Origin of the sequence: Vibrio mytili, from assembly GCF_000830505.1 — a bacterium.
GTDB classification, from domain to species: Bacteria; Pseudomonadota; Gammaproteobacteria; order Enterobacterales; family Vibrionaceae; genus Vibrio; species Vibrio mytili.
Genome location: NZ_JXOK01000006.1, coordinates 147531 through 174186 on the forward strand (window position 1 = coordinate 147531; position 26656 = coordinate 174186).

The window sequence follows — 26656 nt, forward strand, 5'->3', positions numbered from 1 at the left end:
GCGCCAAATAATTTTCGGCATGACGGACTAAAATGCTATACGACTACATGGACATGCTTGAGTCAATTGGACTCGATTTGCTTTTTGCTGCTATCTTTTTTTTCATTGGGATGGCAATAAAAGACGTGCTTAATCAAGCAATGTCCCAGCTTTTGGTCGTCGAATTGTATGGTTAGTTCTCTTCTTGGGCTGTGCAGGCTTTATTGCCAAAGGTATTATTCAGCTCACTTGGGAAGCTCAGGGTTAGGTTAAACCCTCAGTACCATCGCCAACAACACACAATGTAAAGGTATAGACTCTATGGCAAGTGTAGGTATCTTCTTCGGTAGCGACACAGGTAATACTGAAGCCGTTGCAAAGATGATTCAAAAGCAGCTAGGTAAGCACCTAGTTCACGTTCAAGACATCGCCAAAAGCAGCAAAGAAGACATTGATAACTTTGATCTTCTGCTTCTCGGTATCCCGACTTGGTACTACGGCGAATCACAATGTGATTGGGATGATTTTTTCCCGGAACTAGAGCAGATTGATTTCTCGACCAAGCTCGTTGCGATCTTTGGCTGCGGTGACCAAGAAGACTACGCAGAGTATTTCTGCGACGCAATGGGCACAGTTCGTGACATTGTGGAAGCTAAAGGTGGCACTATCCTTGGACATACATCAACAGAAGGCTATGAGTTTGAAGCATCCAAAGCCCTTGTTGAAGGTGATGATAGCCAATTTATTGGTCTGTGTATCGATGAAGATCGTCAGCCAGAACTGACAGATGAGCGTGTAGAAAATTGGGTTAAGCAAATTTACGAAGAAATGTGCCTAGCTGAATTAGAAGACTAAATCGCTTTTTATTAAGATGATCAAGGCCTCCATTATGGAGGTCTTTTTATATCAAACAAAAAAGCAAGCACCGAATATAAGCAACCCATTTCAAATTTGACGTAAGAATTTATTAACCCTTTGAAGTTCGTGGTTTAATGTTTTTGACGCATCGCCTATAATGTATCGTTATTGAATTCTGTTAAATCTCTGCAGATGATCCAACGGGAAAGTATATGTCAGATAATAATCAGGCGCTGAAGGATGCGGGTTTAAAAGTTACCCTTCCAAGGCTAAAAATTCTAGAAGTACTTCAGCAGCCAGACTGCCAGCACATCAGTGCTGAAGATTTGTACAAAAAGTTGATTGATCTAGGTGAAGAGATCGGTCTTGCTACCGTTTACCGAGTACTAAACCAGTTTGACGATGCAGGTATTGTCACTCGTCACCACTTTGAAGGTGGTAAATCTGTGTTCGAATTGTCGACCCAGCATCACCACGACCACCTAGTGTGTCTGGACTGTGGCGAAGTTATCGAATTTTCGGATGAAGTCATCGAAGAACGTCAGCGTGAGATTGCAGCAAAATACAATGTTTCGCTAACAAACCACAGTCTTTACCTATACGGAAAATGCTGTGACGGCAGTTGTAAAAACGACCCGAACGCACACAAACCTAAGAAATAACGAATTTATAAAGCGCTCAAAGAGCGCTTTTATTTTATCGGTTAAATACCTCACATGCCCATTTATTAGTAAATCCACTTGCGTCCAATCTGACAGATTTACACATGCTGATGTTTATACCAATCATCGTAAATACCGGGACATTCTAACTGGTTAAAATGCTCCCTAGCTATATTGTCTTTTCGGTTATAAAAAGCTTATTTGAATCGGTATGACAGCTACACGATAGATATAAAAATGCCAGTCGATGACTGGCATTTTTATTTTCATTACGATTACTGAGCTTCAATCTTTGCCCAAGTGTCACGTAAGCCTACTGTTCTGTTGAACACTAGCTTATCAGTCGTCGAATCTTTCGAATCCAAACAGAAATAGCCAGTACGCTCAAACTGATAACCTTTTTCCGCTTCAGCAGAGGCTAAGCTTGGTTCGACAAAGCCGTTAATCACCACCAGTGATTCTGGGTTAATAGTCGCCGCGAAATTTTCTGCTGCTGCTGGATTTGGTACAGTGAACAAACGATCGTACAGACGAATTTCTGCTGGTAAGGCTTTATCCGCAGATACCCAGTGAATTACGCCTTTTACTTTACGACCGTCAGTCGGATTTTTACCCAAGGTTTCCGAGTCATAAGTACAGAAAATCGTTGTGATGTTACCTTCTGCGTCTTTCTCAATACGTTCAGCTTTTATTACATAAGCACCACGTAATCGGACTTCTTTACCTAGAACTAAACGCTTGTACTTCTTGTTTGCTTCTTCACGAAAATCTTCACGCTCAATCCATACTTCACGCGTAAATGGTACGTCACGTGTGCCCATTTCGGGCTTGTTTGGATGGTTTGCAATGGTTAAGTTTTCCACGACACCTTCGTCAAAGTTTTCAATCACCACTTTGACGGGATCGAGAACAGCCATTGCACGCGGTGCATTTTCATTTAGGTCGTCACGAATACAAGACTCTAACGAGCTAAACTCGATCATATTTTCTTGTTTTGTAACCCCAATACGCTTACAGAATTCTCGAATAGATGCTGGAGTAAATCCACGTCGACGTAAGCCTGATACCGTTGGCATACGAGGATCGTCCCACCCGCTTACCAACTTCTCAGTGACAAGCTGACTCAACTTGCGTTTCGACATGACTGTATATTCAAGGTTTAGACGGCTGAATTCATACTGATGAGGTCGCGCATCAATGGTGATGTTATCCAGAACCCAATCGTACAAACGTCTGTTATCCATAAACTCAAGAGTACAAATTGAGTGAGTAATCCCTTCAATCGCATCAGAAATGCAGTGAGTAAAGTCGTACATCGGGTAGATGCACCACTTGTCACCAGTCTGGTGGTGAGTAGCAAAACGTACACGATAAAGAACCGGGTCGCGCATCACCATGAATGACGAACCCATATCGATCTTGGCACGAAGACAGGCCTTACCTTCTTCAAATTCACCAGCACGCATTTTTTCAAATAACGCGAGGTTTTCTTCCACAGAACGATCACGGTATGGACTCGGCTTACCAGGAGCCTTTAACGTACCGCGATACTCACGAATCTGATCAGGACTTAGCTCATCGACGTACGCTAGTCCTTTATTAATCAATTCAATTGCATATTCGTAAAGCTTATCAAAGTAGTTTGATGAGTAGCACACGTCACCACTCCACTCAAAGCCCAACCAGTTTACATCTTTCTTGATAGACTCAACGTATTCGACGTCTTCTTTTTCTGGGTTTGTATCGTCAAAACGTAAGTTACATTGACCCTGGTAGTCCTGAGCAATACCGAAGTTCAAACAGATAGACTTAGCATGGCCGATATGCAGGTAACCATTCGGCTCCGGCGGAAATCGAGTATGCACGCTAGTGTGTTTGCCATCCGCGAGATCTTTATCAATGATCTGGCGAATAAAGTTTGATGGACGAGCATCAGCTTCACTCATCTATAGCACCTCAAAAATTAGTATTGTCAGAGAAAATGAAACTCTGTCACCCAACTTGGTGTTACAGAGCCTAATGCCCTTAATGATCCACAATTCTGAGCCAATAAACAACAAGAACTCACGTTAAAACGGGATTATTTATTAAGTTTTATCTAAATGTCATCAAATTACGCAAGTGATTACTCAAAAATAGGATAAGAAAACAGCGGCAATGAATGAAGAACCGTAGAAACAAAAAAGGCCTCCGTATCTGGAGGCCTAAAACATTAAGTGTTCTCTATTCCACTACGGAAGTTTTACGTCCGATAGGTCTTCGCTTGCACCGATGGCTTTCATTTCGCCAGCAACGATTTCTGCTAGAGGACCGAGGATAACTTGAAGGTTGTTCTCACCAAGCTTCACAACACCTTTAGCACCAAGCTTCTTCAACACCTCTTCGTCCGCAACAGAACGATCTTTCAGGCTTAGGCGTAAACGAGTGATACATGCATCAATTGAAGTCAGGTTGTCGTGACCACCTAGCGCTTTTAGATATTGACGAGCTAAGTCACCACCTTTTGCCTCAGCTGCAGGAGCTGAAGAGGTAGAATCGTCATCTTCACGGCCAGGTGATTTAAGGTTGAATGTACGAATCGCAAAGGTGAACGTGAAGAAGTATAGCGCACCAAAGCCAAGACCAACGGCACCAAGTAGCAGTGGTTTCGTCGCCAGACCGTAGTTCAACAAGTAGTCAATCAGACCTGCAGAGAAGGTGAAACCATGTAGGGTACCTAGCATGTTTGCAACAACCAGTGATAGGCCAGTAAATACCGCGTGAATTGCGTATAGAGCCGGCGCTAAGAAGACAAACATGAACTCTAAAGGCTCTGTGATACCAGTTAGGAATGAACAGAATGCAACTGAGAATAGTGCACCACCTACTTGGCTACGTTTTTCCGCAGGAGCAGCTAGGTACATAGCTAGAGCCGCGCCAGGCAGACCGAACATCATCACAGGGAAGAAGCCGTTCATGAAGACACCAGCAGATTTGTCACCACCGAAGAAACGGTGTAGGTCGCCAGATTTAACGGTTTCAGTCACTTCTTTAACTGTCGCTGTGATTTCAGGCGTAACAGAATTTGCAAACTCAAACGTATGTACGTGACCAACAGTCAGAGTTTTTGCTAGAGCAGGGTCAACACAAAGCTGTTGTAGAGTAGGAAGAGCTTGGCCAGCGGCATTTGCGCCAGTAACAAGAACTTCTTGACAAGAACCCATACCAAACCAGAAGAAAGAGTTAAGTACGTGGTGTAGACCTACAGGGATAAGGGCACGGTTTAATGTACCATAGAGGAATTGACCGATGGCACCAGAGGTAGAGATACCGTGAGCTAAAGCGTCTAAGCCACCCTGAATGGTTGGCCATACGAGACCGCCAATCGCGCCCGCCACCAATGCAAACAGACCAGCCATAATCGGTACTAGACGTTTACCAGAGAAGAACGCCAACCATTCTGGAAGACGTGTCGCATGGAAAGCGTTGTAAGAATGGCCGGCGATGATACCAGCAATAATACCACCGAAGAACGACATATTAACTGTTGAATCAATGGTTGATGCGGTAGCAGTTAAAACAAAGTAAGCAACTGCACCTGCAAGACCAGCAGCACCTTGACCGTCTTTCGACAAGCCAATAGCAATACCTAGGCCAAACAATAATGGAAGATTTGAAAAGATTGAGTTACCAGCTTGTGCCATAAACGCGATGTCAAAGACATCTGGTTGTCCTAATCGCAACAACAAACCTGCGATTGGCAAAGTCGCGATAGGAAGCATCAATGCTTTACCTAACTTCTGCGCGTATCCGAGAATATTCACCTTAAGTTCCCCCTATAGGATTAGATGTCGTAGTGAATGACTTATTTTAGTCGTTCAATTTAGTCATAATTAGTTTATGGAATATATTTCGCCCCGCAAATTAAAAGCTAATTGTTTGTGATCCTAGTCACCAGATTTCCCCCTTAGCGAGGGTTTTTGCTAGCGAGATCATAAAACTTATTTTATCATACGAAAAAATGGCGTTTTAAAGTTATGATTCTCTCACTATTTACAAGATAGAATCGGTGTTATGTTGGTAAATTTGCGGATAATAAAATGTCTATTCGCTGAGAAAAAACACCAATTAATGAACAATATTTCTATTTTTCATTGAGTTGAAACATACGCCACTAGTAAAACGCGGCTTGCTGTGTGTAATTCGTTATCTAATTGAGTGTTGCAAACTAAGTAACCGAAGTTCAAGAGTGCCACCACTTCGATAACATTACAGACAGAATGAATTCTCATCTATAAGGACTGGCTGACTATGTACGCGCTAAGTAACTGTAAAATTTATACCGGTAGTGATGTTCTTACCGATCATGCGGTTATCATCGAAAACGACTTAATTCAATCCATTGTTCCTGCTGATCAACTGCCAAGCGGCATTGAAATAAAAGACCTCAACGGTGCAAATTTAAGTCCTGGGTTTATCGATCTTCAACTTAATGGTTGTGGTGGTGTCATGTTGAATGATGATATTACGCCAGAAACAATACAGATTATGCATGAAGCCAACCTTAAATCTGGATGTACTAGTTTCCTACCAACGTTGATCACTTCATCCGATCAAGATATGAAAGCCGCTATAGAGGCCGCAAGACAATATCACAATAAGTATAAAAACCAATCACTTGGTCTACACCTTGAAGGTCCTTATCTCAATGTTGCGAAAAAAGGCATCCACAGTGTCGATTTTATCCGACCTTCAGATGACGAAATGATAGACCTAATCTGTGCCAACACAGATATCATAGCAAAAGTTACGTTAGCTCCTGAACTTAATGATCCTGAACATATTTCTCGTTTAAAGTCAGCAGGCGTTGTGGTCTCGATTGGCCATACCAATGCCACCTACGCAGAAGCGCGTAAAGGTTTCGAAGCAGGCATTACCTTTGCAACTCACCTGTTTAACGCCATGACACCAATGGTAGGACGAGAGCCTGGCGTGGTTGGCGCAATCTACGATACTCCTGATGTTTATACCGGTATCATCGCCGATGGGTTTCACGTCGATTACGCGAACATACGAATTGCCCATAAAATTAAAGGCGAGAAGCTTGTTTTGGTGACGGATGCCACAGCTCCAGCAGGTGCTAACATTGATCACTTTATTTTTGTCGGCAAGAAAGTATATTACCGTGATGGTAAGTGTGTTGATGAAAATGGCACATTAGGCGGCTCAGCTTTAACGATGATAGAAGCAGTTCAGAATTCAGTTGAGCACGCAGGTATCGCTTTAGAAGAAGCTTTACGTATGGCTACGCTATATCCAGCAACCGCTATCGGTGTGGAAGAGCGTCTTGGCCGAATTCGAAAAGGAATGGTGGCGAACCTAACTATTTTCGATCGTGACTTCAATGTAAAAGCGACGGTTGTTAACGGACAATACGAGCAAAATTAAGCATGAATGGCGGACAGATTGGTAATGTAGATTTAGTAAAACAGCTTAACAGCGCAGCCGTATACAGGTTGATCGACCAGCAAGGGCCTATCTCCCGTATTCAGGTAGCGGATGTTAGCCAGCTCGCCCCCGCGAGTGTTACCAAAATAACCCGCCAACTCCTAGAGCGCGGCCTTATTAAAGAGGTAGCGCAACAAGCTTCTACGGGTGGTCGACGAGCGATTTCGTTGACCACTGAAGTAAAGCCCTTCCACTCTATAGCTGTTAGGTTAGGACGTGACTACGTTCAATTCTGTCTATACGATTTGGGCGGTAACGCACTTGCCGAAAACCAGCATGAGCTGCATTATCGTAATCAAAAAGACTTAATTGCTGGACTGATTGAATTACTTAAAGACTTTGTCAATCAGAACCAAGACAAAATTGATCAGTTGATCGCTATTGGTATTACCCTACCCGGCTTGGTTAACCCCACCACTGGTGTTGTTGAATACATGCCAAATACCGATATCGATAACCTGGCTCTCGGTGAAATCATCAGTGAAAAATTTCATACCGCTTGTTTTGTTGGTAACGATGTGCGTGGTATGGCGTTAGCGGAACATTACTTCGGTGCAAGTCAGGATTGTCAGGACTCCATCTTAGTCAGTGTCCATCGTGGAACGGGAGCGGGTATCATTGTAAATGGTCAGGTCTTTCTTGGTTTTAACCGTAATGTTGGTGAAATTGGTCATATCCAAATTGATCCATTGGGTGAACAATGTCAATGTGGCAACTTCGGTTGTTTAGAAACCGTTGCAGCAAACCCCGCAATCATAAAACGCGTAAAACAACTGATTGCTCAAGGTTATGAATCTAGCCTAACGGATGTTGAAAACATAACGATTGACGATATATGCACTCACGCAATGAGTGGTGATGAACTGGCAAAACAGAGCTTAGTGCGTGTTGGCAATCAGTTAGGTAAGGCAATCGCAATTACAATTAACCTATTTAATCCACAAAAAGTTGTCATTGCGGGTGATATTACAGCCGCACAAGATATCGTATTCCCAGCGATTAAGCGCAATGTCGAAAACCAGTCTCTAAAAACATTCCATAATGAACTCCCTATTATCGCTTCGGAAATAGACAAGCAGCCGACAATGGGCGCATTTGCCATGATCAAGCGCGCGATGTTAAACGGTGTTTTGTTACAAAAATTGCTTGAAGACTAAAGCTTTAACCCTGAACCTTATTTAGGTATCAGTAATAAAATGAGTTACACTTTCGGGCTGTGTTTACACAGCCGTTTTGCATATCAGGAAACTCTCATACCGTATGGAAATCATCTTAATTTCAACTGCTTTTTTAGCAGGATTCATCGCGCTTAAGTGCAGTCTTCCACCTTTAGTTGGCTTTTTGCTTGCGGGGTTTGGCTTGCATGCATTCGGTTACCAAAGTAATGATGTGATTATCACACTTGCCGATCTCGGTGTGACCCTGTTGTTATTTACCATCGGTCTTAAACTCGATGTAAAAACCTTACTATCAAAAGAGATCTGGGGAGGTGCAACTGCGCATAACCTGCTCTCCACTGCATTCTTTGCCGTCGCTCTTGGCGGGTTAAAGCTTTTGGGACTAACGTCTTTAGCCAGTATGGACAGTGGACAAATTCTTCTTCTTGCATTTGCGCTGTCCTTCTCTAGTACCGTATTTGCAGTCAAAACACTGCAAGAAAAAGGGGAAATGAGCGCCACTTACGGTACGCTCGCGATAGGTATCTTGGTGATGCAGGATATCTTTGCGGTCATCTTCCTCTCTGTCTCTACTGGCAAAATCCCCGAATGGTATGCGATTGGTCTGTTTACCCTGCCTTTCTTACGTCCTGTGTTTTACAAGTTATTGGACAAAGTTGGTCACGGTGAAATGCTTGTACTGTTTGGCATCTTCTTTGCGCTTGTGGTTGGAGCTGGCTTATTTGAATTCGTCGGAATGAAGCCTGACCTCGGTGCGTTGATTTTAGGTATGTTACTCGCTGGGCATAGCAAAGCTTCGGAGCTGTCCAAATCTTTGTTTAATATGAAAGAACTCTTTTTAGTGTGCTTTTTCCTCAATATTGGCTTATCGGCCTCTTTGAGCTTTACCGGTATTGGATTAGCACTCTTGTTTATTTTACTACTGCCAGTAAAAGGGTTGCTGTACTTTTTGACGATAAATCACTTCAAGTTTCGCGTTCGTACTTCTTTACTGGCCTCGTTGTCACTATTTAACTTTAGTGAATTCGGTCTTATCGTTGGCGGCCTCGCGTACAAAATGGGCTGGATGCCGAGTGATATGTTGGCGGCAATTGCAGTGGCGGTATCGCTGTCATTTATTATTTCTGCGCCGTTAAACCGCTTAAGTCATAAAATTTATCAACATTCGGGTAAATGGCTGCAAGAGACCGCAGCCGAAAAGCTAAATCAGCGCGATCAACTCATTAACCCTGGGCATGCTCAAGTACTCATTCTTGGTATGGGGAGAATTGGCACCGGTGCGTATGATGAACTACGTGCTCGCTACGGAAAGATATCGCTTGGTGTTGAAATTCGCGAAGACGCAGCACATCAACACCGCACAGAGGGTAGAAATGTGATTGCCGGCGATGCCACCGACCCGGACTTCTGGGAGCGTATACTCGACACTGCGAACGTAAAGTTGGTATTGTTAGCGATGCCTCATCATCAAGGGAATCAAACCGCATTGGAACAACTTCAGCGACGAAACTATCAAGGGCAAATTGCTGCGATTGCAGAGTATCCGGACCAACTTGAAGGTCTATTAGATAACGGAGTGAATGCCGCGTTTAACATCTACAATGAGGCGGGTAGCGGCTTCGCACGGCATGTATGCCAACAATTAGAGCTGAAATTTACGCCAATGAAATAAATTTTTGATTCGTTCATTTTTAAGCCTTCCCATTAAAGGAAGGCTTTTTTGTGTATTTTTTGCACCAAACCTTGATCTTATTCACCAAAACAACTCCTTATTTAAATATTATTTACCTTCAAAGGGTTTTTATCATTTTTTTAATCACAAAGCGTTGCTTTTTTTATTCATAGTGGCAAATTGGAGCTATACCGATTAGAAATTGTTTAGTTTAAAAAGGATGTTGTATGTGTTCAGTATTTGGCATTTTAGACATAAAAAGTGATGCAGCGGCCCTGCGCCCTATCGCATTGGAAATGTCGAAAAAACTTCGGCACCGTGGCCCTGACTGGTCAGGTATCTACTCATCAGAGCGCGCAATCTTAGCTCATGAGCGCTTGGCTATCGTCGGTCTCAATAGCGGAGCTCAGCCACTATACAGCCCAGACAAAAAACTTATCCTTGCGGTAAACGGCGAGATCTACAACCATAAAGAAATCCGCGCCCGCTATGAAGGAAAATATGAGTTCCAAACGGATTCAGATTGCGAAGTTATTCTAGCTCTCTACCAAGAAATGGGCGCTGACCTTCTTGAAGAACTAAACGGTATTTTCGCATTCGTTTTATACGATGAAGAAAAAGACGAGTATTTAGTTGGCCGTGATCACATTGGGATTATTCCGCTTTACCAAGGTTACGATGAGCATGGTAACTACTACGTGGCTTCTGAAATGAAAGCGCTTGTCCCTGTATGTAAAACTATTAGTGAATTTCCTCCTGGTAGTTACTACAGTTCGAAAGACTCAGAGCCCCAACGTTATTACGTTCGTGACTGGAACGAATACGCAGCCGTACAAGGCAACACAACCAGCAAAGAAGAGCTGACTGAAGCGCTTGAAGCTGCTGTAAAACGTCAGCTGATGACAGACGTGCCTTACGGTGTGTTGCTCTCGGGTGGTCTGGATTCCTCCATTACGTCAGCAGTAGCAAAACGTTTTGCGGCAATGCGTATTGAAGATGATGAGAAATCCGCGGCTTGGTGGCCACAGTTACACTCTTTTGCTGTCGGTCTTGAAGGCGCTCCAGATCTAAAAGCGGCACGTGAAGTTGCTGATCAAATCGGTACCGTTCACCACGAGATGACTTATACGATTCAAGAAGGTCTCGACGCCATTCGTGATGTGATTTACCACATCGAAACCTATGACGTAACCACAATCCGCGCGTCGACGCCTATGTTCTTAATGGGACGTAAAATCAAAGCGATGGGTATCAAGATGGTGCTTTCAGGTGAAGGTGCAGATGAAATCTTCGGTGGGTACTTATATTTCCACAAAGCACCGAACGCACAAGAGTTCCATGAAGAAACCGTTCGTAAGCTTCTAGCTCTGAACATGTTTGACTGTGCACGTGCCAACAAATCGCTGGCGGCATGGGGTGTTGAAGGTCGTGTTCCTTTCCTAGACAAAGAGTTCATCGACGTTGCGATGCGCCTCAACCCAGCCGACAAAATGTGTGGCAACGGCAAAATGGAAAAACACATTCTGCGCGAGTGTTTTGAACACTACTTACCTGAATCTATCGCATGGCGTCAAAAAGAGCAGTTCTCTGACGGCGTTGGCTACAGCTGGATTGATACACTAAAAGCCGTAGCGGAAGAAAAAGTAACCGATCAACAGATGGAAACGGCTCAATTCCGCTTCCCTTACAATACACCAACCACAAAAGAAGGTTATGTGTACCGTGAGATTTTTGAGGAGCTGTTCCCACTACCATCTGCAGCAGAATGTGTACCGGGTGGCCCATCGGTGGCGTGCTCTTCAGCAAAAGCAATCGAATGGGACGAGTCATTCAAAAACTGTGTTGACCCTTCAGGCCGAGCAGTACAAACCGTTCACAACGACGCTTACTGATCGCTCACAGCGCCAGCTAACGTATTGTTAGCTCGGGCAATAAATCAAAAAGGGCTGGTATCAACCAGCCCTTTTTACTCTGCATGTAAACCTAAACTAATTCAGGTCTAAGTCACTGTTGTCAATACTCACTGGGACACGCTTTGTTATCATCTGCACCAGCATTATCGAACGCTTTTCTCCATCTTGTTCTTGGAAAATCGCATCAATACCAGCAAACTGTCCACTCTTAACTCGAATTTCATCACCGGGTTTAGGCAATCGTTCAGATGAATGGTCGTCGCTACAACACATTTCCAGTTTGGACAGCTCGTCAATCAATTCTGTGGATATTTCTTTCGGCTGAGCACCGAATCGAACGAAATCAACGACTCCACGAGTTGAGCGAACGCTAGTAAAGTTAGGACCTTTTTCATAGTCAAAGTGAGCAAATACGTAAGACGGGAATAGCGGTTCTTCGACTTTTTGCCTCTTACCACGCAAGATTTTTTCAACCTCTATCGTTGGATAAAAGCATTCGACATCTTGGTTTTCCAGATGCTGCTTCGCTCTAACCTGCTCGCCACGCTTACAATAAAGTAGATACCAACGTTTCATTCTATTTCTAACCACTTATGATTTTGTTTGCATCCTAGCATTTCACTCGTGTTGCGTCATAAACATTTACCAGACATGTAAAAAGTGCTTACAAAACAGCCAAGTAAACATTCTTTCTATTAAAATGTCACTCGCACTCGTCTACAGGTAAAAATGAAAAATTAGTTTGCAAAACATTAATAAAACCATTCATTCAACCACAAAAACACCGTATATCAGTTATTTAATCGATTAAAAGCCAATATTATAAAATTTTATCATTTGTCAGTCATTAAATTGCAATGTATAGGTAAGTCTCAAAAAAATGTAATAACTATGATAAGACTAGCTTATGTCAAACCAACATCAATATTTTGGCCACCCACGTGGCTTGTTCTTACTGTTCGGCACAGAACTTTGGGAGCGATTCTCTTACTATGCAATGCGTGCCATTTTGGTACTTTACCTCACAGATCAAACAATGAATGGCGGCCTTGGTTGGTCGACCAAAGACGCGTTGGATCTTTATGGTATCTATACCGGCCTTGTGTACATCACACCGCTTATCGGTGGATATCTAGCAGATAACTATTTGGGGCAGCGCCGTTCCATTCTGCTTGGTGGCGCCTTAATGGCGATCGGTCAATTTACATTGGCTCTACCAGCCGATGCACTAGGTATAGGCGCAATGCACTCTTTCTATCTAGGTCTAGGTTTGCTGATTGCAGGTAATGGCCTGTTCAAGCCAAACATCTCAACAATGGTGGGTGACCTTTATAAAGAAGGTGATAATCGCCGCGACGGTGCTTTCACTATCTTTTACATGGGCATCAACATTGGTGCTTTGCTTGCAGGCGTTATTTCTGGCTCAGTCACCAACTCATTTGGTTGGAAAGCTGGCTTTGTCGCTGCCGGGACAGGTATGGTTATTAGCTTAGTGATGCAAGCCTTTCTTGCTCAATCTTGGCTTGGTGACATTGGCCGAGAGCCAGCAGCGAAACGCGCACTGGCAAACGGCAAAACAGATAAAAAGCAACCATTAACCAAAGAAGAAGTGGATCGTCTTAAAGTGATCTTGGTCATGGGTCTATTTACTATCGTATTCTGGGCAGGTTTTGAGCAAGCAGGTGGCTTGATGAACATTTACACCCAAGAATACACAGACCGTATGATAGGCAGTTTTGAAGTGCCAGCAGCTTGGTTCCAATCTCTTAACCCGTTCTTCATTATCACGCTAGCGCCTGTCTTAGCTGCATTCTGGGTCAAGATGGGCAAACGTGAGCCTAACTCGCCCGCTAAGTTCGCTTTGGCGTTGTTCTTCTTGGCAATCGGCTTCTTATGCATGGTTGGTGCTGTGGTTGAACAAGGTGGCGATACGGCGGTTAAAACCTCAATGATGTGGTTAGTGGGCGCCTTCTTCTTCCATACTTTAGGCGAACTATGTTTGTCACCAATTGGCCTTTCTTTGGTAACAAAACTCGCACCGTTACGCCTTGCTTCACTAATGATGGGCGCATGGTTTGGTTGTAACGCTATCGCAAACTATGTTGCTGGTTATATTGGCTCGCATGTTGGTGAACTTGGTGCAATGGCGATCTTTGGCGGTATTGCAGTCACCGCTACCGTTAGTGGTGCAATTCTACTGCTATTCTCTGGCACGCTTGTTCGTTGGATGCACGGTGCAGAAAGTGGCGCGGTAGCCGAGCCTGTGGCAGAAACAGCAGAACAACAAGTTCAACCTGCATAACAAAATCATGACTATACAACAACAAAAGGGTCGCTGAGTGCGACCCTTTTTTTATTACCAATAATCAAGAGGGGCTGGCTATCAGGCCGGTAAATTATGTTGTTTGCTACGAACCAGTTCCGCCATCATTTCTATGTGTAAGTCATCGTCGTTCAAACATGGGATATAGTGAAATTGCTCACCTCCCGACTGTAAAAATATCTCTTTATTTTCGCCCGATATCTCTTCTAGCGTTTCCAAACAGTCGACAGAGAAAGCAGGCGTCATCACGTCGATTTTCTTCACACCTTTACTTGGTAATGCCTCGACCGTTTTATCTGTATAAGGTTGAAGCCACTCCTCTCTACCAAAACGGGACTGATAAGTCATGCCAATCTGATCTTCACTTAAACCAAGTGCTTGGCCTAATAAACGTGTCGTTTCTTCACAATGCTGCGGGTAGATATCCCCGTTATCCGCATAGCGCTGCGGAATACCATGATAAGAACATAATAGGTATTCCCCTTTGCCGTGCTCTTCCCAGTAACGTTTAACAGACTGAGCAAGCGCTTCGATGAACATTGGATGATTATAGTAGTCCCGAACAACACTTATCCCAGGTATGACCGGAAGCGTTTTAAATGCTTTAGCGAGGCCATCAAAAACTGCCGCGGTTGTGGTTCCGGAATACTGTGGGTATAGAGGAAGCACAATAATGTCTTCAACACCTTGGTTCTGAAGCGCTTCAACTCCCGATTGAAGACTTGGATTCCCATAAGTCATACCAAGCTCAACAGGCAAGTTAATCTTCTGAGCTAGCTTATTAACTTGACGTTTGAGTACACCATCAAAGGCGATCCTTCTTCCATCCACACGGACTGGTAGAGTTTTGCAACCTTTGGCGACCGTATCGGTAAAATAACGCCGTGTAGAATCGGGCACCACAACCAGCGCGTCATATCAACAACACGGTGATCATGAAGGAACTGGCTAAGAAAGCGCTTTACCGCGGGCGCCGTTGGTTCATCGGGTGTCCCTAAGTTCACCAGTAGCACACCTTGTTTTTTTATTTTTTGCATAGTGCCCCTATTTTTAACTAATAGTTTTTAGTTTCTTGACGTATGTGTTCGACGAAAAATGTATAAAAAAAGCGACCTTACGGCCGCTTAACTATAACAAAATTATTAAAAACCTTGATAATAGGTATTGTCTATTGTGCTAATGCCTTCTCGATATCAGCACTAACTTCAGCAACTTGTTTGGTACCGTCGAATTTCAGGTACTTGGTATTACCCGCTTCAGCTTCTTTACCATAGTAGTTGATAAGTGGTGCAGTTTGATCATGGTAAACACCTAGACGAGCACGTACAGTCTCTTCTTTATCATCATCACGAACCACTAAGTCTTCGCCAGTGATGTCGTCTTTACCTTCTACTTTAGGTGGATTGTAAACAACATGGTAAGTACGACCAGAAGGAAGGTGAGCACGACGACCTGCCATACGATCAACGATGACATCATCTGCCACGTCGAATTCGATAACGTAATCGACATCAACACCCATCTCTTTTAGACCATCAGCCTGTGGGATAGTGCGAGGGAAGCCATCTAGAAGGAAGCCTTTTGCACAGTCATCTTGAGCGATACGTTCTTTGATAAGGCCAAGAATGATCTCATCAGAAACTAGCTGACCAGCATCAATAACAGCTTTTGCTTGTTTACCAAGCTCTGTACCTGCTTTGATAGCAGCACGAAGCATATCACCAGTAGAGATTTGTGGAATACCGTATTTTTCCATGATGAAGTTTGCTTGTGTGCCTTTACCTGCACCTGGAGCACCTAGAAGAATGATGCGCATGATTTATCCTCTTTACTATTTAAGATTTATACCGAAGCTCACAATAGCCACCTTCTTTGCGTTATCTGCTCAGAAGTTTTCACAACGATAAGTTTCGGTATAACGTTTAGGCGGCAAAAATACACGCCTTATGACTGACATTCAAGTTGCAGATTCTATCACAGGTTATATGAGCAAAAAGTGAATTAAGACTAAAGAATGCTAACAACTGAATTTTAATGCAATTATTGACCATTAACTCAATACTGATATTGAGTTTTTTGCTTCAGCAAACAAAAAGCTCGCGATTGCGAGCTTTTTATAGATAACGACGATTAAACCTTAGTCAAAAGCTTATTGATCGCCCCTAGGAACTGAGACGGATCTTCCATAGAGCCTCGTTCCGCGAGCATCGCTTGACCAAGAAGTACTTCAACCCAACGACCAAACGCTTCTTCATCGGTTTCATCCGCCATGCGTTTAACCAGTTCGTGTTTTGGGTTAATTTCGAAGATGTATTTCACTTCTGGCACCGCTTGACCCGCGGCTTCAAGTAATTTCGCCATCTGAGTGCCCATTTCGAAATCATCCGTCACCACGACGGCTGGTGTCGTCGCGAGTTTAAAGGTCGTGCGTACTTCTTTTACTCGATCTCCCAAGTAACCTTTTGTACGTTCAACAACAGACTTAAATTCTTCTTCGGTTTCTTTCTGCTTCTCTTTGTCCGCCTCGTCCTCGAACTTACTCAAATCCAAGCCAGCTTTGGTGATTGACTGGAATTGCTTGCCATCGAACTCAGTTAGATAATTCATCAACCACTCATCGATGCGATCATACATTAAGATAACTTCGATACCTTTCGCTTTGAACTGCTCCAAATGAGGGCTGTTTTTCGCAGCGGCGTAGCTGTCTGCTGTTAGATAGTAGATCTTATCCTGACCTTCCTTCATACGCTCGACATACGCCTGTAGACCAATGGTTTGTTCTGCAGAATCGACCTCAGTCGATGCAAAACGTAGCAGGCTCGCAATTTTTTCCTTATTGCTCATGTCTTCTGCCGGGCCTTCTTTCAAGACCAAACCAAATTCTTTCCAGAATGATTGGTATTTTTCTTCGTCATTTTTCGACATGCGCTCAAGCATAGTGAGTACACGCTTCGTACAAGCGTTACGCAATGATTGAGTGACTTTATTGTCTTGCAAAATTTCTCGAGAAACGTTTAAAGGTAAATCGTTGGAGTCGATCAAACCACGAACGAAACGCAGGTACGATGGCATAAACTGTTCAGCATCATCCATGATGAATACACGTTGAACGTAAAGCTTAAGACCTGACTTATGATCACGATTCATCATATCCCATGGCGCTTTAGATGGGATGTAAAGCAGACTGGTGTAGTCGTTTTTACCTTCAACGCGGTTGTGGCTCCACACCAATGGTTCACTAAAGTCATGAGACACATGTTTGTAGAACTCTTGATACTCCTCATCAGAGATATCAGACTTGCTACGAGTCCACAGAGCCTGAGCTTTGTTGATTTGTTCCCACTTAGTCTCGCCTGTTTCTTTGCCTTCTTCATCACGCACAGCCGTCTGAATAGAGACAGGAATACCGATGTGATCAGAATATTTACTTATTACCTCACGCAGACGCCATTCGTTTAGGAACTCTTTACCCTCTTCGCGCATATGAAGAATGATATCGGTACCACGTGACTCTTTGGTGATGTTTTCAATCGTATACTCGCCTTCACCCGCTGAATGCCATTGCACGGCTTCCTCAGATGGTAGCCCTGCAGCGCGAGTTCGAACGGTAACCGCATCTGCGACAATAAACGCAGAATAAAAACCAACGCCAAACTGTCCGATGAGCTGTGAATCTTTGCTCTGATCTTCTGAAAGTTTCGAGAAAAACTCCGCCGTACCTGATTTAGCGATCGTACCTAAATGCTCAACGACATCAGCACGGCTCATACCAATACCATTATCAGAAATCGTTAAGGTATTTGCGGACTCATCAAAGGCTAGCTTAACACCGAGGTCAGCGTTCCCTTCATAAAGGTCAGGGTTGGATAACGCTTGAAAACGCAATTTGTCTGATGCATCTGATGCGTTTGATATCAGCTCGCGCAAAAAGATCTCTTTGTTGGAATAAAGAGAATGGATCATTAAATGAAGTAACTGTTTAACTTCTGATTGAAAACCACGCGTTTCTTTATTTTGAGATACGGTTTCGCTCATGTTCGCTCCATAACATCTAAACTAACAAACTCATTCAACAGACAAAGTCCCCGACTCTATCTTTTGAAATCGCCTTTCGAATATGTCATGTAACATGAGGCTGACAATTGTAAATTCAAGGTCAACATTACTAAAAACAGTGTTTTTTTAGATAATTTTTATTATTCTAACGTTCTAAAAGCTCCTAAAATCAAGCACAACCATTGATTAAATAAGCGCTTTTTGAATAAAAATCTTTTTAATTACAAAATCATCCATCTAAGAAGAACTAAATGACCAACATTTGTACCAAGTTTTTACTTGCGAAAAGGTTCACTTTTGATCCAAATAGCAATTCGCTGACTGATCAACAAAGCAGCAGCGAAATTGTACGATTGGGAAGCAATGAAAGTCGCATTCTCTTGATGTTGGTAGAGCGGCCCAACGAAGTATTAACGCGTAGTGAACTGCATGAATTTGTTTGGAGAGAACAAGGTTTTGAAGTGGATGACTCAAGCCTAACCCAAGCAATATCAACCCTCCGTAAGATGCTAAAAGATTCAACGAAGTCCCCCGAGTTTGTTAAAACCGTACCGAAGCGCGGTTATCAACTAATTTGTTCGGTTGAGCGCATCAACCCACTATCCAGTGGTGCTATCGAACAGGAAGAGCAAAAACTGGATGAAGAAACACATTCTGTATCAGAACTCGTACTGACAGAGGATTCACCAGTTCAGACAACGACTGATACGCCAAATCTAGAATCCACGCCACAACCGGAACGACAACATAAAGTGAGCACAGCTCACACAGCGCATTTTTCAGCTGCGAGCAATAAGTGGCTACCTTATTTTCTGCTGCTGCTGGCGGCATTGCTGCCTGTTAGCGTGTTTTTATTTACTCACCCCGCCGAGTCTCAGTTTCGTCAAATTGGTAACTACGACAACGTACTGGTGAAAACCCCAATTAACCACCCACAGCTTGATAGCTGGCTACCGTCAATCAAACAGTGTGTTGAGAGCTATGTGCGGCACCATAAAAAGGACTCGATGCCCGTCGAAGTGATAGCAACAGGTGGACAAAGAAACCAACTCGTTCTGAATTATATCCATGATAGTCAACACTCGTATGAAAATGTGACGCTACGTATTTTCTCAGGACAAAATGATCCCGCCGAGATCTGCCAATAAAGGAGGCCAGAATGAAGATTAAATTTGCATCTGCGGTTTTGGCCGTATCCACCATTTTTAGTGGCTGGTTGTATTGGGGGAGCGATCTCAAAATAGAGCAAGTTCTCACCACAAATGAATGGCAGTCTGCATGGTGACACTGATTACGGATAATTTGCCAAATGATCCTGTCGGACCATTACGTCGTGTGAACGTCGACTCTAACGTCAAATACCTCCCAAACGGTAGTTACCTTCGAGTGTCCAATATTAAGTTGTTTGCCCAAGGCTCAAACGAAGAATCGGTCATCAATATCTCCGAGAAAGGTCACTGGGAAGTCAGTGACAACTATTTACTGGTGACGCCTTCAGAATTCAAAGATATCTCATCTTCCCAATCAAAAGATTTCTCTGAAAGGCAGTTACGTCTCATTACTCAAATTTTTAAGCTTGATGCCGAGCAAAGCCGCCGAATAGACGTAGTGAACGAAAAAACCTTGCTATTAACTAGCTTGAACCACGGTTCTACGGTACTGTTTAAAAACTGATTTTATTTGAGATGAAGGAGGCAGATGCCTCCTTCATCGTACTTATGGCTCATGGACTGGCTCGATACGTTAACCCTCTTTCTTGGCTCACTCATTGCAAACACCCTCGCCTCACTGTCTGGTGGCGGTGCTGGTTTATTGCAATTTCCCTTGCTGATATTCCTCGGTTTACCTTTTTCGGTCGCTTTGGGAACGCATAAAGTCGCTTCCGTTGCCTTAGGTTTGGGCGCAGCGAGCACTCACTTAAGAGCCGGTACGATACAACGCTCCATCGCCTTATATTTGATCTTAACTGGTAGTATTGGGGTCGTTATTGGTGCCAATGTCATCGTCCATATTCCAGACGCGATTGCAGAAACCTCACTAGGAATTATGATTCTAGCGCTTGGGATTTATTCGCGGTTTAAAAAACAGCTAGGGCAACAAGAAGTTAAACGTCATCGTGATCGACTGGGGTGGGCTATTGGGGGCGTGGTGATAATGCTTATAGGCATCATTAATGGCTCATTGACAGCAGGGTCTGGCTTACTTGTCACCTTATTTTTGGTTCGATGGTTTGGCTTTGATTACAAAACAGCCGTTGCTTACACAATGATTTGCGTCGGTTTATTTTGGAATGGTATTGGTGGAGCCGCAGTCGTTCAAGCTGGTGCTCCTATACACTGGGCTTGGCTGCCCGTGCTACTAGTCAGCTCTTTTTTGGGCGGCAGCTTGGGGGCCTGGGCAGCAACTCGGTACAGCAACCACGTTATTAAGATCGCATTTGAAATTCTCACTTTTGCCGTTGGGATAAAGCTGCTTATTTAACTTATTGCTCATGTAACTTATTGCTCGTATAACCTATAGGAAAGCAAAATGGATAAGGCAATCATCGATATTTACTACTGCCGTCAATGCAACTGGATGTTGCGCTCTACTTGGCTAGCCCAGGAGCTACTACATACCTTCAGCGAAGAGATTCAAACGGTGAGTTTACACCCGGACACTGGCGGTCGCTTTGAAATTCATTGCAACGCTAAGTTGATTTGGGAGCGCAAACAAGATGGCGGTTTCCCAGAAGCGAAAGTGCTAAAACAACGGGTTAGAGATATTATTGACCCAGAAAGAGATCTCGGCCATTCAGACAAAAAATAAGGGAGCGCATGCTCCCCTATATGATATGTCAACCAAGGCTTTGAAGCGGATACTAAATCGTTACCTGAGCCAATACTTCGCCCTCTGGAGTACGCACCGATAAGGCATCTCCTTCCATCACACCATAACTTCTTGGCAAGTCATTACGTGGGAACGTCATTGAACCAGGATTGAAGACAATTGCATCGTCTTGTCGCTCGGCAACGGGGATATGTGTGTGTCCATGGACAATGATATCCCCACTTTTGAGCGGTGGCCGCTGCGAACTGTTGTAGAGATGTCCATGAGTAAGAAACATTCGCTTGCCCGATTCTAAAAGAACCCACGCAAAATCCATCATCATTGGAAAATTTAATAACATCTGGTCGACTTCGCTATCACAGTTTCCGCGTACCGCAATGATTTGCTCACTATACTGGTTAAGTAACTCAGCGACCTGTGACGGATTATAACCTTCGGGTACTGGATTCCGTGGGCCGTGATATAAAATATCACCCAGCAGAATCAAGTGCTCTGCCCCCGATGCTAAAAAGAGCTCAATGGTTTCTTGGGTTGCTGGCAAAGATCCATGCAAATCTGAGGCAAAAAATAGTTTCACGACATCATCTCCTCATAAACTATGCAGGTATTTTACGATAATTTGCCGCTCACTCAACCTCATTACTGTTCACGCACGAAATCAATCAGCATGGGAAGTAAATAGAACCAAGCGAAATACCCAGCGCCAACCAAAACGACTGCCCAAAATATTATTGAGATAAACTTAGTCTTGGCTAAGTGGTTTAACGGATCTGGTTCACCACACCCCGGGCAGGTATGGGCACGTTTTGATATTTGTTTTTCACATACCGGACAAGAAACTAAAGGCATGATTAAAATTCCTCGACTATTCATTAGGGCACAAAGAATAAGCATCTATCAAAACATATGCAACATAACTAACAATCCAATATATTAACGTTTACTGACTGTCGCTGAGTTGAGAAAGGAATACTAGCTACTCGACGTCATCCCTTATCATCCCGTAAATCACAATATTATTGTAACTCACCATACCAATAACCTCTCCATCCTCAATGACAGGAGCACGACTAATTCCGAATCGCTCAAACAATCGAGCGCAGTATTTCACGTTCATATTAGGATCAACGCACAATGCTGGCTTGGTCATCACTTCATAAATATTAGTACGCTTTGGAGAACGGTTATTCGCCAACACTTTCTTAGCGATATCATTCATTAATACGATCCCGTATTCGTCGTTTTCATCTCTTTTCTGGACCACCAGCGCTTTGACCTGATATTTTTTCGCCAGAGCAATCCCATCATAAACGGTCATCAATCCATCCACTATGACATAAGTGGACGCCATCACATCCCGTACTCTGACTAGTGTTTGACTGTTCATAACTCATCCTCAACAACCTTGACCAAGGTCTCAACTTGATGGGCGACTCCCACCGCATCTTCGATATCAATTTGAATGGCGATGCCTTGTCCTGATTCTTGGTCGAATTCACCCACATCACTGATCGTTTCTAAAATGTGTCTGGACAAATGTTCTTCTACCACAAACAACAATACGTCTTTCTGCACATCCAACGTTAAGCCAAAAAATGTTCGCTTCTGATTCAAACCCTCTCCACGAGCATTATTAATCACCGTCGCGCCAGTTGCGCCAGCCTCACGGGCGGCATCCAGCACTTTGTCGGTTTTGGCATCCTCCACAAAAGCGAGTATTAATTTAAAGCGCATTTTCTTCGTCCTCCGAGGTGTCTTGGTTCATCCACTGCGTTAATTGTGCGTAACCCATGACCGATATAATCGGAAACAAACTGGCAAAGGCAATTAAGCCAAAGCATCTATCATGGGGTTCCTACCTGGCACAGTGGATGCCAGCCCTAATCCCAATGCGGTGACAAGGGGCACCGTTACGGTAGATGTCGTCACGCCGCCTGAATCGTACGCCAATGGGATAATCAGCTTGGGAGCATAAAACGTTTGGATAACCACAACGATGTAACCCGCGATAATGTAGTAATGAATAGGATCACCGACGACTATCCGATAACTTCCGAGCGCAATACCAAAGGCAACGCCTAACGCAACCGCAACTCGTAATCCATTCACACGAATGCTGCCACCAGAAACTTGGTTAGCCTTAATAGCGACGGCGATTAAAGACGGCTCTGCAACCGTCGTGCTAAAGCCAATACAAAAAGCAAAAGCGTACACCCAATAATAGTCAACCCAGTTCAACTCCTGTCCGATCGACACTTGAAACTCACGTAAAAAGTCAGGATGAGTCAGTTGTATGGCCATGGTTTCGCCAAGAGGAAATAACGCCATATTGAGACCAAGAAGAAATAGCGATAGACCCAGGATCACATAGACAAAACCAATCACTACTTTTCTGAGGTTGTTAATTGGACGGCGTAATACGACGAGTTGAAAGCCAAAAATAATGCATACGATAGGAACGACATCACCGATCGTAGAAAGCAGCGTTTCGAAAAAATTGGCGAATGAAATCATGTCACTAGCATCCCATATACCATGACAAACATCATCGGTAATAAAGAGGCAAATGCGATTAATCCAAAACCATCAATCATAGGGCTTCGACCTTTGATTGCTGACGCTAGCCCTACCCCTAGTGCGGTGACTAATGGAACCGTTATGGTTGAAGTCGTCACGCCACCAGAGTCATAGGCCACGCCAATAATCGACGCTGGTGCAAACCAAGTAAGCACCACCACCCCTAAGTAACCTCCGATGATCATGTATTGAATTGGCCATCCTTTCAAAATACGTAATACACCGAGGACGATCGCAATTCCTACAGATAAGGCAACCGTCATTCTTAGACCCATGCCATATTCTTGTTTGGATTGCTCAGAGTTAACAATCATGCCGCCTTCGGCTGCAACCTGGGCTGCTTTCTCCGCCACAGCCGTTAACGCTGGCTCAGCAATCGTAGTACCAAACCCTAGACAAAAAGCGAAGAGCAACAACCAAAACACACTGCCCTTTCGCGCAAACGCTTGGGCCATGTTTTCGCCAATGGGAAATAGCCCTAACTCCAAGCCAAAGATAAAAAACGTCAACCCCAAAACAACAAAAAACAGACCAAATAAAATAGAAACAAGGTTTGGCAATGGCTCTTGCAGCACAGCTAATTGAAAAAAAGCAATCACCAAAACAATGGGTAACAGATCACGACCACTACTCAAGAGTGCTCGATACAGAGCCACGAATGCATCCATACAGAACCTCCTTAGGTTATTGGTCGATAATCAAGTGGATAAATCACGACTCTTAGCGTGATCCGATTTCGCTTTTTGTCTCACAATCAGTCTGGCAGAAAATAATTAGATCGGGAGTGAAGTGGCTATCGTCATGAGTAATAAATAGTTACACTTTTTTCAATATGTGACCTTGGTATGCTAGTGAATATTCATAGTCTAAAATCAAGCAGAAAGTTAACGCCAATACAAAACATAAAACGACTATAATGTTCTAATATTTTACGTTCGAAGAGGTGTCATGAAGATATTACTGACCGGTGGAACAGGATTTATAGGCTCAGAGCTACTCAAACTGCTAACGACCCACCAAGTCGTGCTCCTGACACGCTCCCCCGAGAAAGCCAAGCAACAATTACAACATGCCGATTTAGGAAATATTGACTATCTTGACACGTTGGACAATCTTGCAGATCTCAACGACATAGACGCCATCATTAACCTCGCTGGTGAACCCATTGCAGATAAACGATGGACACCTTCACAAAAAGATAAGATTTGTAATAGCCGCTGGAAGATTACAGAAAAAATCGTCGAGCTGATTCACGCAAGTACGGAGCCTCCTTCCGTCTTTCTTAGCGGCTCAGCGGTCGGTTATTATGGTGACCAACAAGAGCACCCATTCGATGAATGTCTGCATGTCAACAATAATGACTTTGCTCATAAGGTCTGCGAGCGTTGGGAGCACATTGCCAAAAGAGCCGAGTCAGAGCAGACCAGAGTTTGCTTGCTCAGGACAGGCGTTGTGCTTGGTGCTCAAGGAGGAGCGTTGGCCAAAATGCTACTGCCTTACAAACTAGGATTAGGAGGACCACTCGGAACAGGAAAACAATATATGCCCTGGATTCATATTCTCGATATGGTCAGAGCAATCATGTATTTACTCGAGACGCCTCACGCACATGGCGCGTTCAATATGTGCGCACCACACCCTGTACCCAACCGTATTTTTAGTGCGACGCTTGCTAAAACCTTAAAGAGGCCTCATCTATTTTTCACCCCGAAGTGGTGATGGATATTGTAATGGGAGAATCGGCGTGTTTGCTCTTCGACAGTATAAGGGCGAAGCTAAAAAACTCACTGAGCTTGACTTTAAGTTTAGCTACTCAAGAATAGAACCCGCACTGAAACACTTGCTTCATGATAGAAGTTGCTGAATGATAAGAGTTATTCTTTCAGCATTTTGTCTACAACTATGAACAAGTCCATTCTCATTACAGGTTGCTCCACGGGTATTGGTTATACCTGTGCACATGCCCTTCATCAAAAAGGCTTCCATGTCATTGCCTCCTGTCGTAATACCAAAGATGTGCAGCGGCTAGAATCCGAGGGACTAACATGTATACAGCTTGATCTCAACGATCCAAGCAGTATCAGTCAAGGAGCAAAACAAGCACTTGAACTTGCGCAAGGTAAACTCTATGCACTGTTTAACAATGGCGCCTATGGCCAGCTGGAGCATTAGAAGATTTACCAACAGAAGCATTGAAAGCGCAGTTTCAAAGCAACTTTTTTGGTTGGCACCAACTGGTTCAAGAAGTGCTCCCCCATATGCGCGCTCACGGCGAAGGACGCATCATTCAAAATAGCTCAGTTTTAGGCTTTGCCGCCATGAAATATCGCGGTGCCTACAATGCATCAAAATTCGCGTTAGAAGGATGGACCGACACATTACGCCTAGAGCTCGCTGATACCAATATTAAAGTGGTACTCATTGAACCAGGGCCAATTGAAACGCAATTTAGACATAACGCATTACGAGCGTTTGAACAATGGATTGACATACAATCGAGCCCGCATCGTGCGGCTTATGAGGCACAAAAACAACGCTTGGAAAAAGACAAATCAAACAACAAATTTGCTCTGCCAGCACAATCATGTGTCGATCCCGTACTGCACGCTTTGACCAGCAAATCACCGAAGATTCGTTACCGTATTACCACACCAACCAAAGTGTTCGCTGTACTAAAACGAATATTACCCACTCGCCTTCTCGATAGCCTATTAAAGCGAGCGGCATAAACCATCTAAAAAAAGGTTGTCGCATTTCAATATCCTTAAAGGTGTTACTGTCATTTTAGCGTAACAATTTGATGAGAATATGAGCAGGTAGGTTAGAAAAACCTCACATGCTCGAATCAATATCTATTGAACTGCGGCGACGAAGCGAGCCATTCCGTCGATTATAGTTTGATTAGATTTGGTATCACCACCCATTGTGTTTTGTAGCAATGTTTGTATCTATGCGAGACAACAATGACATTAAATCAGCTTAACTGGCTTAGTGTGGGTGTAGCGGTGGCTTTGCTCATTATCTTTTGATACCACACCATATACGACAAAAAATAATAAAACGGGTCGTATATAAACTCGCCAAATTTATAGCACCTTCGCTTGCTATTAGGATTACGCTGC

The 26656-nt window shown here is 43.7% G+C and carries 20 protein-coding genes and 6 pseudogenes; 14 read left to right on the top strand and 12 right to left on the bottom strand.

Annotated elements, in window-relative coordinates; all coding sequences use genetic code 11:
* Nucleotides 1-32 precede the first annotated feature (32 nt).
* The 3 genes and pseudogenes from SU60_RS03080 to fcrX all read left to right on the top strand — a co-directional run bounded on the left by SU60_RS03080 (nucleotide 33) and on the right by fcrX (nucleotide 1499).
* Nucleotides 33-247 (top strand): annotated as a pseudogene (locus SU60_RS03080) (DUF2788 domain-containing protein).
* A 53-nt stretch (nucleotides 248-300) separates the two neighbouring features.
* Complete coding sequence (fldA, locus tag SU60_RS03085; RefSeq protein WP_041154260.1) at nucleotides 301-834, top strand: flavodoxin FldA; 534 nt, start codon at nucleotides 301-303, stop codon at nucleotides 832-834.
* A gap of 215 nt (nucleotides 835-1049) precedes the next feature.
* Entirely contained in the window at nucleotides 1050-1499 is a 450-nt protein-coding gene (fcrX, locus tag SU60_RS03090; RefSeq protein WP_041154261.1) for a ferric iron uptake transcriptional regulator FcrX, read from the top strand.
* Nucleotides 1500-1774: 275 nt separating this feature from the next.
* On the opposite strand, the gene glnS is transcribed toward fcrX, so the two are convergent.
* Both glnS and nagE read right to left on the bottom strand, forming a co-directional pair.
* Complete coding sequence (gene glnS, locus SU60_RS03095; protein WP_041154262.1) at nucleotides 1775-3445, bottom strand: glutamine--tRNA ligase; 1671 nt, start codon at nucleotides 3443-3445, stop codon at nucleotides 1775-1777.
* Between the two features lie 285 nt (nucleotides 3446-3730).
* The gene (gene nagE, locus SU60_RS03100; protein ID WP_041154263.1) at nucleotides 3731-5302 is read right to left on the bottom strand and encodes an N-acetylglucosamine-specific PTS transporter subunit IIBC; all 1572 of its coding nucleotides are present in this window, start codon (nucleotides 5300-5302) and stop codon (nucleotides 3731-3733) included.
* Nucleotides 5303-5789: 487 nt separating this feature from the next.
* Between nagE and nagA the strand changes: the two genes are divergently transcribed.
* The 4 genes from nagA (at nucleotide 5790) to asnB (ending at nucleotide 11728) form a co-directional block, all read left to right on the top strand.
* Nucleotides 5790-6926, top strand: coding sequence for an N-acetylglucosamine-6-phosphate deacetylase (gene nagA, locus SU60_RS03105; RefSeq protein WP_041154264.1), 1137 nt, complete (start codon nucleotides 5790-5792; stop codon nucleotides 6924-6926).
* Between the two features lie 2 nt (nucleotides 6927-6928).
* Complete coding sequence (gene nagC / locus SU60_RS03110) at nucleotides 6929-8143, top strand: DNA-binding transcriptional regulator NagC (protein ID WP_041154265.1); 1215 nt, start codon at nucleotides 6929-6931, stop codon at nucleotides 8141-8143.
* Nucleotides 8144-8246: 103 nt separating this feature from the next.
* Nucleotides 8247-9836 (top strand): cation:proton antiporter family protein, encoded by a 1590-nt coding sequence (locus tag SU60_RS03115; RefSeq protein ID WP_041154266.1) that lies wholly within the window; start codon nucleotides 8247-8249, stop codon nucleotides 9834-9836.
* 227 nt (nucleotides 9837-10063) lie between these two features.
* Nucleotides 10064-11728 (top strand): asparagine synthase B, encoded by a 1665-nt coding sequence (asnB, locus tag SU60_RS03120; protein ID WP_041154267.1) that lies wholly within the window; start codon nucleotides 10064-10066, stop codon nucleotides 11726-11728.
* Nucleotides 11729-11824: 96 nt separating this feature from the next.
* Here asnB and rfaH read toward each other — a convergent pair whose 3' ends face one another.
* Nucleotides 11825-12325: a transcription/translation regulatory transformer protein RfaH gene (gene rfaH, locus SU60_RS03125; protein WP_041154268.1), complete on the bottom strand. Its 501-nt coding sequence runs from the start codon at nucleotides 12323-12325 to the stop codon at nucleotides 11825-11827.
* A gap of 331 nt (nucleotides 12326-12656) precedes the next feature.
* Here rfaH and SU60_RS03130 point away from each other — a divergent pair, with 331 nt between their 5' ends.
* Nucleotides 12657-14051 (top strand): peptide MFS transporter, encoded by a 1395-nt coding sequence (locus SU60_RS03130; protein ID WP_041154269.1) that lies wholly within the window; start codon nucleotides 12657-12659, stop codon nucleotides 14049-14051.
* 81 nt (nucleotides 14052-14132) lie between these two features.
* Here SU60_RS03130 and hemH read toward each other — a convergent pair.
* From hemH to htpG, 3 genes and pseudogenes are all read right to left on the bottom strand, one after another.
* Nucleotides 14133-15109: pseudogene (gene hemH, locus SU60_RS03135) on the bottom strand (ferrochelatase).
* 131 nt (nucleotides 15110-15240) lie between these two features.
* Nucleotides 15241-15888, bottom strand: coding sequence for an adenylate kinase (gene adk / locus SU60_RS03140; RefSeq protein ID WP_041154270.1), 648 nt, complete (start codon nucleotides 15886-15888; stop codon nucleotides 15241-15243).
* A 314-nt stretch (nucleotides 15889-16202) separates the two neighbouring features.
* The gene (gene htpG, locus SU60_RS03145) at nucleotides 16203-18107 is read right to left on the bottom strand and encodes a molecular chaperone HtpG (protein ID WP_041154271.1); all 1905 of its coding nucleotides are present in this window, start codon (nucleotides 18105-18107) and stop codon (nucleotides 16203-16205) included.
* Between the two features lie 272 nt (nucleotides 18108-18379).
* Here htpG and SU60_RS03150 point away from each other — a divergent pair, with 272 nt between their 5' ends.
* The 4 genes and pseudogenes from SU60_RS03150 to SU60_RS03165 all read left to right on the top strand — a co-directional run bounded on the left by SU60_RS03150 (nucleotide 18380) and on the right by SU60_RS03165 (nucleotide 20936).
* Nucleotides 18380-19276 (top strand): winged helix-turn-helix domain-containing protein, encoded by an 897-nt coding sequence (locus tag SU60_RS03150; RefSeq protein ID WP_041154272.1) that lies wholly within the window; start codon nucleotides 18380-18382, stop codon nucleotides 19274-19276.
* 11 nt (nucleotides 19277-19287) lie between these two features.
* Nucleotides 19288-19802: pseudogene (locus tag SU60_RS03155) on the top strand (regulatory protein ToxS).
* A 51-nt stretch (nucleotides 19803-19853) separates the two neighbouring features.
* Nucleotides 19854-20609, top strand: coding sequence for a sulfite exporter TauE/SafE family protein (locus SU60_RS03160; protein ID WP_041154300.1), 756 nt, complete (start codon nucleotides 19854-19856; stop codon nucleotides 20607-20609).
* A gap of 48 nt (nucleotides 20610-20657) precedes the next feature.
* The gene (locus SU60_RS03165) at nucleotides 20658-20936 is read left to right on the top strand and encodes an Rdx family protein (protein WP_041154273.1); all 279 of its coding nucleotides are present in this window, start codon (nucleotides 20658-20660) and stop codon (nucleotides 20934-20936) included.
* A 52-nt stretch (nucleotides 20937-20988) separates the two neighbouring features.
* On the opposite strand, the gene yfcE is transcribed toward SU60_RS03165, so the two are convergent.
* From yfcE to SU60_RS03190, 6 genes and pseudogenes are all read right to left on the bottom strand, one after another.
* Nucleotides 20989-21534, bottom strand: a complete 546-nt coding sequence (gene yfcE / locus SU60_RS03170; RefSeq protein ID WP_041154274.1) for a phosphodiesterase — start codon at nucleotides 21532-21534, stop codon at nucleotides 20989-20991.
* Between the two features lie 62 nt (nucleotides 21535-21596).
* On the bottom strand, nucleotides 21597-21806 hold the full coding sequence (locus SU60_RS21185) for a hypothetical protein (protein WP_084735573.1): 210 nt from the start codon (nucleotides 21804-21806) through the stop codon (nucleotides 21597-21599).
* A gap of 127 nt (nucleotides 21807-21933) precedes the next feature.
* Nucleotides 21934-22344 (bottom strand): CBS domain-containing protein, encoded by a 411-nt coding sequence (locus tag SU60_RS03175; protein ID WP_041154275.1) that lies wholly within the window; start codon nucleotides 22342-22344, stop codon nucleotides 21934-21936.
* Nucleotides 22341-22691, bottom strand: a complete 351-nt coding sequence (locus tag SU60_RS03180; RefSeq protein WP_041154276.1) for a P-II family nitrogen regulator — start codon at nucleotides 22689-22691, stop codon at nucleotides 22341-22343. Before SU60_RS03180 ends, SU60_RS03175 begins: the two co-directional genes overlap by 4 nt.
* Nucleotides 22681-23471, bottom strand: a pseudogene (locus SU60_RS03185) (DUF1538 domain-containing protein). Before SU60_RS03185 ends, SU60_RS03180 begins: the two are co-directional and overlap by 11 nt.
* Nucleotides 23468-24202 carry a DUF1538 domain-containing protein gene (locus SU60_RS03190; RefSeq protein ID WP_041154277.1) on the bottom strand — a complete coding sequence of 245 codons (735 nt, stop codon included), beginning with the start codon at nucleotides 24200-24202 and terminating at the stop codon, nucleotides 23468-23470. Before SU60_RS03190 ends, SU60_RS03185 begins: the two are co-directional and overlap by 4 nt.
* Nucleotides 24203-24482: 280 nt before the next feature.
* On the opposite strand from SU60_RS03190, the pseudogene SU60_RS03195 reads away from it, so the two are divergent.
* Together SU60_RS03195 and SU60_RS03200 are read left to right on the top strand one after the other, a co-directional pair.
* A pseudogene (locus tag SU60_RS03195) lies at nucleotides 24483-25398 on the top strand (TIGR01777 family oxidoreductase).
* A gap of 38 nt (nucleotides 25399-25436) precedes the next feature.
* A pseudogene (locus tag SU60_RS03200) lies at nucleotides 25437-26263 on the top strand (SDR family oxidoreductase).
* Nucleotides 26264-26656 lie beyond the last annotated feature (393 nt).

Excerpts from the sequence above, each read along its gene's own strand:
- htpG (WP_041154271.1), bottom strand. The coding sequence starts at position 18,107 with ATGAGCGAAACCGTATCTCAAAATAAAGAAACGCGTGGTTTTCAATCA.
- SU60_RS03130 (WP_041154269.1), top strand. The coding sequence starts at position 12,657 with ATGTCAAACCAACATCAATATTTTGGCCACCCACGTGGCTTGTTCTTA.
- SU60_RS21185 (WP_084735573.1), bottom strand. The coding sequence starts at position 21,806 with ATGCCTTTAGTTTCTTGTCCGGTATGTGAAAAACAAATATCAAAACGT.
- nagC (WP_041154265.1), top strand. The coding sequence starts at position 6,929 with ATGAATGGCGGACAGATTGGTAATGTAGATTTAGTAAAACAGCTTAAC.
- SU60_RS03180 (WP_041154276.1), bottom strand. The coding sequence starts at position 22,691 with ATGCGCTTTAAATTAATACTCGCTTTTGTGGAGGATGCCAAAACCGAC.
- SU60_RS03175 (WP_041154275.1), bottom strand. The coding sequence starts at position 22,344 with ATGAACAGTCAAACACTAGTCAGAGTACGGGATGTGATGGCGTCCACT.
- SU60_RS03150 (WP_041154272.1), top strand. The coding sequence starts at position 18,380 with ATGACCAACATTTGTACCAAGTTTTTACTTGCGAAAAGGTTCACTTTT.
- SU60_RS03190 (WP_041154277.1), bottom strand. The coding sequence starts at position 24,202 with ATGGATGCATTCGTGGCTCTGTATCGAGCACTCTTGAGTAGTGGTCGT.
- nagA (WP_041154264.1), top strand. The coding sequence starts at position 5,790 with ATGTACGCGCTAAGTAACTGTAAAATTTATACCGGTAGTGATGTTCTT.
- SU60_RS03165 (WP_041154273.1), top strand. The coding sequence starts at position 20,658 with ATGGATAAGGCAATCATCGATATTTACTACTGCCGTCAATGCAACTGG.
- fldA (WP_041154260.1), top strand. The coding sequence starts at position 301 with ATGGCAAGTGTAGGTATCTTCTTCGGTAGCGACACAGGTAATACTGAA.
- adk (WP_041154270.1), bottom strand. The coding sequence starts at position 15,888 with ATGCGCATCATTCTTCTAGGTGCTCCAGGTGCAGGTAAAGGCACACAA.
- asnB (WP_041154267.1), top strand. The coding sequence starts at position 10,064 with ATGTGTTCAGTATTTGGCATTTTAGACATAAAAAGTGATGCAGCGGCC.
- fcrX (WP_041154261.1), top strand. The coding sequence starts at position 1,050 with ATGTCAGATAATAATCAGGCGCTGAAGGATGCGGGTTTAAAAGTTACC.
- SU60_RS03115 (WP_041154266.1), top strand. The coding sequence starts at position 8,247 with ATGGAAATCATCTTAATTTCAACTGCTTTTTTAGCAGGATTCATCGCG.
- rfaH (WP_041154268.1), bottom strand. The coding sequence starts at position 12,325 with ATGAAACGTTGGTATCTACTTTATTGTAAGCGTGGCGAGCAGGTTAGA.
- SU60_RS03160 (WP_041154300.1), top strand. The coding sequence starts at position 19,854 with ATGGACTGGCTCGATACGTTAACCCTCTTTCTTGGCTCACTCATTGCA.
- glnS (WP_041154262.1), bottom strand. The coding sequence starts at position 3,445 with ATGAGTGAAGCTGATGCTCGTCCATCAAACTTTATTCGCCAGATCATT.